Below are 8851 nucleotides of genomic sequence, written 5' to 3' on the forward strand. Positions count from 1 at the left end.
GACCCAGGGGCCGGCATTGTGAGGGAAATGAGACGGCGGACATCAGCGTCTGGCGTCTTCCTGCAGCCACTGGGCAACCCGTTTGGCGAAGTAGGTGAGAATGCCATCGGCACCGGCTCGCTTGAAGCAGAGCAGGGACTCCATGATGCTCTCCTTCTCCTTCAGCCAGCCGTTCTGGATCGCCGCCATGTGCATGGCGTACTCGCCGCTCACCTGATAAGCAAAAGTCGGCACGCCGAACTGATCCTTCACCTGACGGATCACGTCCAAGTAGGGCATGCCCGGCTTGACCATGACGCTGTCAGCCCCTTCCTGAATATCCAGCGCCACTTCGTGCAGGGCTTCGTTGCTGTTGGCCGGATCCATCTGATAGGTGGCCTTGTTGCTCTTGCCGAGGTTGCCGGCAGAGCCCACAGCATCACGGAACGGGCCGTAGTAGCAGGAGGCATACTTGGCGGAGTAGGCCATGATCTGGACGTTGATGAAGCCGTTCTCTTCCAGTGCGGCGCGAATCGCGCCGATGCGGCCATCCATCATGTCGGACGGCGCAACGATATCGGCCCCGGCGGCGGCGTGGGAGAGCGCCTGCTTCACCAGGATTTCCGTGGTGATGTCGTTCAGCACATAGCCTTCATCATCTATGATGCCGTCCTGACCATGGGTGGTGAAGGGGTCAAGCGCCACATCCGTAATGACACCCAGCTCGGGGAAACGAGCCTTGAGGGCGCGGGTCGCCCGCTGGGCCAGACCGTCCGGGCTGTAAGCCTCTTCCGCCAGCAGGCTCTTGCTCTCCAGCGGGGTCACCGGGAAGAGCGCAATGGCGGGCACGCCGAGGGCGACCAGCTCTTCGGCTTCCGCCAGCAGCAGGTCGATGGAGAGACGATCCACCCCCGGCATGGAGGTGACGGCCTCACGACGGTTCTCCCCCTCCAGCACGAACACAGGATAGATGAGATCGTTGGCGGTCAGTACGTTCTCGCGCACCAGACGACGGCTGAAATCATGTTTGCGCACCCGGCGCAGGCGGCGACCCGGAAAGGCGCCCGGAAGAGTTGTAGCCATGAATCACTCCTGAAGAGGAAGTTGGAAGAACGCGGCGGAGGTGGCCCGGGTATGGGCCAGCAAGGCCTCGGGCGCTTCACCACGGTAGGCCGCCACCACCTTGGCGATATGCGGCAAAAAAGCGGGTTCGTTGCGTTTGGGTCTGGGTTTCAAATCCCGCGGTACCAGATAGGGGGCATCTGTCTCTATCATCAGCCGACCGGCCGGAATGCGAGCCACCTGCTCGCGCAGCAGCTGACCACGGCGCTCGTCGCAGAGCCAGCCAGTCACCCCGATATGCAGTCCCAGCGCCAGACATTCGTCCAGCTCCTCGTCGGAACCGGTGAAGCAGTGCAGCACGGCCCCCGGCAATCTGGGTAGCCAGGGACGCAGGATCTCGACAAAACGGGCGTGCGCATCGCGGCAATGGAGAAACACCGGCATCGCCAGTTCGGCCGCCAGCGCCAGCTGGGCGTCGAATACCGCATCCTGTACCGGACGGGGGGAGAAATCGCGGTTGTAGTCGAGGCCGCACTCGCCGATGGCCACCACCTGCGGCAGCGTAGCCAGCTCGCGCAAGGCGGGCAGGGTCGCATCATCGACGCTTTTGGCATCGTGAGGATGAACCCCGGCGGTGGAGAAACAGTAACCCGGCCACAGCGCAGCCAAGTCAGCGCTTTCGCGGCTACCGGCCAGATCGGTACCGGTCAGGATCAGTGCCTCGACCCCGGCGGCACGGGCGCGTGCCACCAGTTCAGGCTGTTCACCGGCAAACTGGCTGCTGGTGAGGTTGAGACCAATGTCGATCATGGGATGAGACGTTCCAAACAAAAGGAAGACATATCAGGTATTTGAAAACCATCTACTCGATGGGGCATCACCATACGCCTCGAACGTGGGCATGAAAAGAGGAAGGGAGCCTCAGCTCCCCTCTTCCGTTTGTTCCTGTTGCTCCTCATCCTCTTTCTTCACATAGAAACGGGCGAAGAACAGACCTATCTCCCACAAAGCCCACATGGGAATGGCGAGCAGGGTCTGGGAGAAGACATCGGGTGGCGTCAGCAACATGCCGACCACGAATACCCCGACGATAACGTAAGGGCGCTTCTCCCGCAGGCTTTGGGGGTTGGTCACCCCGGTCCAGCAGAGCAGTATGGTGGCCACAGGTATCTCGAACGCCACCCCGAACGCGAAGAACAGGGTCAGCACGAAGTCCAGATAACTGGCGATGTCGGTGGCGATGGTCACGCCGGCGGGCGCCGTACTGGTGAAGAAGCCGAACACCAGCGGGAACACCACGTAATACGCAAACGCCATGCCGGCGTAGAACAGTGCCGCACTGGAGAAGACCAACGGCATGATGAGACGCCGTTCATGCTTGTACAGACCGGGGGCGATGAAGGCCCAGGCCTGATACAGCAGATAAGGTATGGCCAGGAAGAAGGAGACCACTATCGTCAGCTTGATGGGGGTCAGGAAGGGGGTTGCCACATCCGTCGCTATCATGCTGGTGCCGGCCGGCAACTGGCTGAGCAGCGGCTGGGCTACGAAGTCGTAGATATTGTTGGAAAAGTAAACCAGACAGACAAACACCAGCAGGATGGCCGAGATAGCATGCAGCAACCGGGTTCTCAGTTCGATCAGATGACTGATCAGAGGTTGTTCGGCCTGACTCATGGCTTCACCTCCTCTTTTTTGTCGGCAAGGGCATCCGTGCTCTGAACGGTTGTCACCATGGGTGCCTCATCATGAGTCATGGCCGCGGCTGGTTGTGCAGGTTCAGCCTTCACCTCGGCAGCAGCCGGGGCAGGATGGATGGTATTTTGCTGTTCATAGGGACGGGTCACCGATTGTGCCGCCGCCTTCAACTGCTCGATAGACTCCTGCAACTCGGGGCTCAGGTTGCTCATCTGCAACTGTTCGGCCTTCTTCAGGTCGTTGTGCAGCTCTTGCAACCTCAGCTCCTGCTCCAGCTCGGACTTGACCGAGTTGGCAGTGCTGCGGATCAGTCTGATCCAGTGGCTGGCGGTACGGATCGCCACGGGCAGCCGCTCGGGACCGAGCACCACCAGGGCGACGATGCCGATAACAACCAGCTCCCAGAAACCGATATCGAACATGGCTTAAGCCTGATCTTTGTCTTTCTGCTTGGCGGCCTCGGCTCTGGTGGCCGCATCGTTCAGCTGTTTCGGATCGAAATCTGCATCCTTCTCGGCCGGCTTGGCCTCGGGTTCGTCAGACATGGCTTTCTTGAAGCCTTTGACGGCCGCGCCCAGATCACCACCGATCCCGCGCAATTTCTTGGTGCCGAACAGCAAGACTACGATGGCCGCGATGATCAACAACTGCCAAATACTGATACCACCCATGATATTTCTCCAAAATTGGCGCCAAGGAGCGCGAGAGTGTTATTGACGAGCACGATACTGATACCAGCACGCAATCTTTTCCAAACTGGCACTTGAGGTGTGCAAGCAGGCAATTAGTGTGAACGGGCCTTGAACCACCCAAGCAGCCAGCATAATCCGGCACCAGCCAGGCTGATTTGTCCCCATTCAATGTGGTGTTTTTGAGTCAGCAAGAATACACCCACCAACAGCAGGCTGGCTCCAACCCCTAAGAGGTAGCGTGCCTGCCCCTGCCGCCGGCTATGACGGCGAAAATCGGCAAACATCTGGTCGAAGTGGCGCTGCTGATGACGGGTCTGGCGCAGTGTCTCGTAGACAAGCTCGGGCAACTCCGGCAGCTTCTCCGCCCAGAACGGCGCCTTCTCCTTGATGGCATTCCACACCGCTTTCGGCCCGACCTGCTCCTGCATCCAGTTTTCCAGATAAGGCTTGGCGGTCTGCCACAGGTCCAGCTGGGGATAGAGTTGACGACCCAACCCTTCCACATAAAGCAGGGTCTTTTGCAGCAGCACCAGTTGCGGCTGCACCGCCATGTTGAAGCGACGGGCTGTATTGAACAGGTTGAGCAGCACGTGGCCGAACGAAATCTCGGACAGCGGTTTCTCGAAGATGGGTTCCAGCACGGTGCGAATGGCAAATTCGAATTCATCCACCTTGGTATCGGGTGGTACCCAGCCAGACTCCACATGCAGCTCCGCCACCCTTTGATAGTCGCGGTTGAAGAAGGCGAGGAAGTTCTCGGCCAGATAGCGCTTGTCTTCCCGATTCAGGGTGCCGACTATGCCGCAGTCTATGCCGATCCAGAGCGGATTGTCGGGATGCTCATAGGAGACGAAGATGTTGCCCGGGTGCATGTCGGCGTGGAAGAAACTGTCACGGAACACCTGGGTGAAGAAGACTTCCACACCCCGCTCGGCCAACAGCTTCATGTTGGTGCCGTTGGCTTCCAATGCCGGAATGTCGGAGACAGGAATGCCGTAGATGCGCTCCATCACCAGCACATGCTCACGGCAGTGTTCGGTGAACACCTCGGGCACGTAGAGCGCATCGGAACCGGTGAAGTTGCGGCGCAGCTGGATGGCATTGGCCGCTTCTCGCATCAGGTTCAATTCGTCGAGTATGGTCTTGCGATACTCTTCCACCACCTCGATGGGGCGCAGGCGCGCGCTCTGAGGTACGAAACGGGCCACCAGACGGGCCAGGGTCTGCATCAGACGCAGGTCGGCCTCGATGACCGGCTCTATATCCGGGCGGATCACCTTGATGACGATCTCGCGGCCATTCTCCTTCAATCGACCGGTATGGACCTGGGCGATGGAGGCCGATGCCAGCGGCGTCTCGTCGAAATCGTCGAACAGCGTCTCGACGGGGCAACCCAGGCTCTCCTCGATCTTGAGACGGGCCGCCTGACCGCAGAAGGGGGGAACTCTGTCCTGCAACATGGCCAGCTCTTCGGCGATATCCGGCGGCAGAAGATCGCGCCGGGTCGACAGCATCTGACCGAACTTGATGAAGATGGGGCCGAGAGCCTCGAAGGCGAGGCGAATGCGGGCACCCCGGCTAAGATCGGGCTGCTTTTTCTTCAGCCAGAACAGGCTGCGACGAGCCAGACGACCCGGCCAGGGTTGATAGCGGGCAGGCACCAGTTCATCTATGCCCTGCTCCAGCAGTATGGTGATGATGCGATAGAGGCGCTTGAACTCCTTCGGGGTCATCAGGCTACCTGCTGTTCGAAGCGTGCCAGCCGTAGCTCGACTGCTTTCATCTGTTGCGCCAGCACCTCGACGTCATCGTTGAAGCTCGCCACCTCCAGCGGACCGGGAGCGAGCCGGATCTCTTCGGTCAGGTATTCGGCCAACTGACGCTGGGAGCGGCACAGCTCGCGCCCCAGCACGCGGCGCGCCTGACGGGCACCGCTGAACAGGGTGTGAGCCAGCACGTCGCCGGTATAGCGCGACAGCTCCTCTTCCCAGTCGATATCCAGCTCGCCAAGCAAGACACTGAACGCCTGCACCAGCTGGGGATCGCCGCTCAGATCCAGCTTCTCCTCGCGGATATAACGGGTAAGAGCGGACGGGTCTTTCAGCAGGCCAAGCGCCGTCAGCGACAGGCTGAGCACGGCATCGGCCTCACCCTCATGCTGAGCCAGCACATCGAGCCGGCGATCGGAGAAGACGAACCAGAGCGGTTTGAGCTCACGCAATTCCAGCTTGAGCACCTTGCCCGTCAGCTTGCGCAACCGCTCCGGGCTCTGCTTGTCGAACATCAGCAGCTGATTGAGGCTGGTTTCGATCACGGCAGTGACCATGGCATCCATCGGCATAGGCAACCTTAAAACTTGTAACCGCGGTGCAGGGCAACCACACCCTGGGTCAGGTTGTAGAACTCAACCTGCTCGAAACCGACATTTTCCATCATCCCCTTCAGGGTCTGCTGGTCCGGGTGCATGCGGATGGATTCTGCCAGATACTTGTAGCTTTCACCGTCATTCGCGACAAGTTCGCCCATTTTTGGCAACAACTTGAAGGAGTAGAGATCGTAGAGCTTGGCGATCACCTCGCTGGCCGGCTTGGAAAACTCCAGCACCAGCAGGCGGCCACCCGGCTTGAGCACACGGTACATGGAGGCCAGCGCCTTGTCCTTGTCGGTCACATTGCGAAGGCCGAAGCCGATGGTGATGACATCGAAGTGATTGTCCGGGAAGGGCAGTGCCTCGGCGTTGGCTTGCACGTAGGAAACGTTGTTCGCCACCCCCAGGTTGCGCAGCTTGTCGCGGCCCACCTTGAGCATGGAGTCATTGATATCTGCCAGCACCACCTGACCTGTCTCGCCGACGATGCGGGAGAACTTGGCGGTCAGATCACCGGTACCACCGGCCAGATCTAGCACCTTCTGGCCCTTGCGCACACCGGAACAATCGATGGTGAAGCGCTTCCACAGGCGGTGGATGCCGAACGACATCAGATCGTTCATCAGATCATACTTGGCTGCCACCGAATGGAAGACGCCGGCAACCAGAGTTTCCTTCTCGGTCGCGGCCACGGTTTTAAAGCCAAAATGCGTTGTCGTAGTCTGTTCTGACATCCCTTAAACACCCATAGAGCAAAGAATGGTCGCCAGTTTACCAGAGCCAATGGCGTGCGGACACCTTAAACCCGGCTGGCGACCAACTGCATCCCCAGCAACACCATGGCCAGGCAGAGGGACAGGTTGAGACCCATATTCAGCACCGCCTTCAGGTAGGCCCCCTGCTGCGCCAGCACGACTGTATCCAGCGCGAAGGAAGAGAAGGTAGTCAGGGCCCCGAGGATCCCGACCATCAGCAATGGCTTCATAGGGTGTTCCACCACATGACCGTGACTGATGAGGGCAAAGGCGATACCCATGATGAAAGAGCCCACCACATTGACCACCAGGGTGCCGTAGGGGAAATGGCGACCCAGCAATAACGCCATCAGCTCGGACATACCAAAGCGCAGGCAGGCACCGATGGCACCACCGGCTGCAACAAATAACCAGGTTTGCATGGGGCAGACTCCGTAATATCAGGCCGACATTATGCAAAATATCCACAGCAGAGGACAGACAGGCAATTAATCGACACAGCAGTGCCGTCTTAGCGGCGAAAATCGACCGGCTCGACCCGATCCAGATGGAGTGAGGTCTGGGCTGGGCTGGTCTCGGCAATCACCCGACCATGGCGAATGGAGTAGCGCACCGGCACCTGACGGCGCACCGCATCAAAGCCATTCTCGGCGGGCAGGATCAGCAGATTGGCCGGCTTGCCCACCTCGATGCCGTAGCGATCCTGCACATTCAGGGTACGGGCGCTATGGCGGCTGATCAGTTTCAAGCTGTCGTTGATCTGCTCATAACCCATGATCTGGCACACATGAAGCCCCATGTGCAGCACCTGTAGCATGTTGGCGGTGCCCATGGGATACCAAGGATCGAACACATCATCGTGGCCGAAGCAGACATTGATGTTGGCCTCCAGCATCTCCTTCACTCTGGTGATGCCGCGACGCTTGGGATAGGTATCGAACCGTCCCTGCAGGTGGATGTTCACCAACGGATTGGCGACGAAGTTGATGTCCGCCATCTTGAGCAGCCGGAACAGGCGGGAAGCATAGGCCCCGTTGTAGGAGTGCATGGCTGTGGTATGGCTGGCGGTCACCCTATGGCCCATGCCGCGCTCGTAAGCCAGAGTCGCCAGGGTCTCGATAAAGCGGGACTGCTCGTCATCGATCTCGTCACAATGAACATCCACCAGAACCTGATACTTCTCGGCAAGATCGAAGATGTAATGCAGACTTTCGACCCCATATTCCCGGGTAAACTCGAAATGGGGTATGGCGCCAATCACATCGGCTCCCAGCCTGAGCGCCTCTTCCAGCAAGGTCTTGCCGTTGGGATAAGAGAGGATCCCCTCCTGCGGGAAGGCGACGATCTGCAGCTCGATCCACTCCTTCATCTCCTCCTTTACCTCCAGCATGGCTTTCAGGGCGACCAAGTTGGGATCGGAGACATCCACATGGCTGCGGACAAACTGGATGCCGTTGGCCATCTGCCATTTCAGGGTCTGGATGGCCCGCCGCTTCACATCGTCATGGGTCAGCAGCGCCTTGCGCTCGGCCCAGCGCTCTATCCCCTCGAACAGGGTACCGGACAGATTCCAGCTCGGCTCCCCGGCAGTCTGGGTAGTGTCGAGGTGAATATGAGGCTCGATAAAAGGTGCAATAACCAGGCCTGCTTCCCCATCCAGCTCCCGGGCAGACAGAATATGAGTGCTCATGGGCTCGATGGTCCGGATCAACCCATCCTGACAGAGGATTTGCCACAACCCCTCCCTGTCAGTCAGACACACATTCTTTATCAGCATGTTTTTCATCCTTTTTCTGACACCTATTACCTTTCCAATCGACAACTTAGCTCGGATCAATTTAATAGAACAGCATTCACGTTGAATACATATGAAGCTGACACTATTGGCAAACGGCAACAATAAAGGGAATTGACCGGAATGAAGGCAGGATTGACCGAAATAGGGGCCTAGGATCAGACCCGTCTCTATCTGGATGCCAGAAAAATCTCAGTAAACTGAGAAACGCAGATGCAAAAAAGCCTCCCGATTGGGAGGCTTTAATATTTAATGGTGCTGATACCCAGAGTCGAACTGGGGACCTCATCCTTACCAAGGATGCGCTCTACCAACTGAGCCATATCAGCACACTAACCGGTAAAGACCGCACTGAGTGCGTTATCTAAATCTCTTGTCCGCAACAACCTTACGTTGTCACACGACCAACCACATCGCTGTGATTGCTTAATTGAAGCCTGGCAGTGTCCTACTCTCGCATGGCGAATGCCACACTACCATCGGCGCTACCGCGTTTCACTTC

General features: G+C 58.5%; 10 protein-coding genes and 1 tRNA gene. All 11 read right to left on the minus strand.

Translation table 11 applies throughout. From position 1 onward, the window contains the following. Positions 1 to 42 precede the first annotated feature (42 nt). The 11 genes from hemB to GWQ31_RS19345 all read right to left on the minus strand — a co-directional run bounded on the left by hemB (position 43) and on the right by GWQ31_RS19345 (position 8678). Positions 43 to 1062, minus strand: a complete 1020-nt coding sequence (hemB, locus tag GWQ31_RS19295; protein ID WP_219593171.1) for a porphobilinogen synthase — start codon at positions 1060 to 1062, stop codon at positions 43 to 45. Positions 1063 to 1065: 3 nt separating this feature from the next. After that, positions 1066 to 1851, minus strand: coding sequence for a TatD family hydrolase (locus GWQ31_RS19300; RefSeq protein ID WP_275910039.1), 786 nt, complete (start codon positions 1849 to 1851; stop codon positions 1066 to 1068). A gap of 111 nt (positions 1852 to 1962) precedes the next feature. Further along, positions 1963 to 2718: a twin-arginine translocase subunit TatC gene (gene tatC / locus GWQ31_RS19305; RefSeq protein ID WP_021139509.1), complete on the minus strand. Its 756-nt coding sequence runs from the start codon at positions 2716 to 2718 to the stop codon at positions 1963 to 1965. Then, positions 2715 to 3161 (minus strand): Sec-independent protein translocase protein TatB, encoded by a 447-nt coding sequence (gene tatB, locus GWQ31_RS19310; protein ID WP_275910040.1) that lies wholly within the window; start codon positions 3159 to 3161, stop codon positions 2715 to 2717. Before tatB ends, tatC begins: the two co-directional genes overlap by 4 nt. Before the next feature lie 3 nt (positions 3162 to 3164). Continuing rightward, positions 3165 to 3410 carry a Sec-independent protein translocase subunit TatA gene (gene tatA, locus GWQ31_RS19315; RefSeq protein ID WP_005320705.1) on the minus strand — a complete coding sequence of 82 codons (246 nt, stop codon included), beginning with the start codon at positions 3408 to 3410 and terminating at the stop codon, positions 3165 to 3167. Positions 3411 to 3523: 113 nt separating this feature from the next. Beyond that, entirely contained in the window at positions 3524 to 5164 is a 1641-nt protein-coding gene (gene ubiB, locus GWQ31_RS19320; RefSeq protein WP_275910041.1) for a ubiquinone biosynthesis regulatory protein kinase UbiB, read from the minus strand. After that, positions 5164 to 5772: an SCP2 sterol-binding domain-containing protein gene (locus GWQ31_RS19325; protein ID WP_275910042.1), complete on the minus strand. Its 609-nt coding sequence runs from the start codon at positions 5770 to 5772 to the stop codon at positions 5164 to 5166. The genes ubiB and GWQ31_RS19325 overlap by 1 nt, the downstream gene beginning before the upstream one ends. A gap of 8 nt (positions 5773 to 5780) precedes the next feature. After that, positions 5781 to 6533, minus strand: coding sequence for a bifunctional demethylmenaquinone methyltransferase/2-methoxy-6-polyprenyl-1,4-benzoquinol methylase UbiE (gene ubiE, locus GWQ31_RS19330; RefSeq protein WP_275910043.1), 753 nt, complete (start codon positions 6531 to 6533; stop codon positions 5781 to 5783). A 65-nt stretch (positions 6534 to 6598) separates the two neighbouring features. After that, positions 6599 to 6976, minus strand: a complete 378-nt coding sequence (gene crcB, locus GWQ31_RS19335) for a fluoride efflux transporter CrcB (RefSeq protein ID WP_275910044.1) — start codon at positions 6974 to 6976, stop codon at positions 6599 to 6601. Between the two features lie 89 nt (positions 6977 to 7065). Next, positions 7066 to 8331 (minus strand): cytosine deaminase, encoded by a 1266-nt coding sequence (locus tag GWQ31_RS19340; RefSeq protein WP_275910045.1) that lies wholly within the window; start codon positions 8329 to 8331, stop codon positions 7066 to 7068. Positions 8332 to 8602: 271 nt separating this feature from the next. Next, positions 8603 to 8678, minus strand: a tRNA-Thr gene (locus GWQ31_RS19345). Positions 8679 to 8851 lie beyond the last annotated feature (173 nt).

The organism is Aeromonas sp. 2MA4 (genome assembly GCF_029237305.1).
Lineage (GTDB): Bacteria > Pseudomonadota > Gammaproteobacteria > Enterobacterales > Aeromonadaceae > Aeromonas > Aeromonas salmonicida.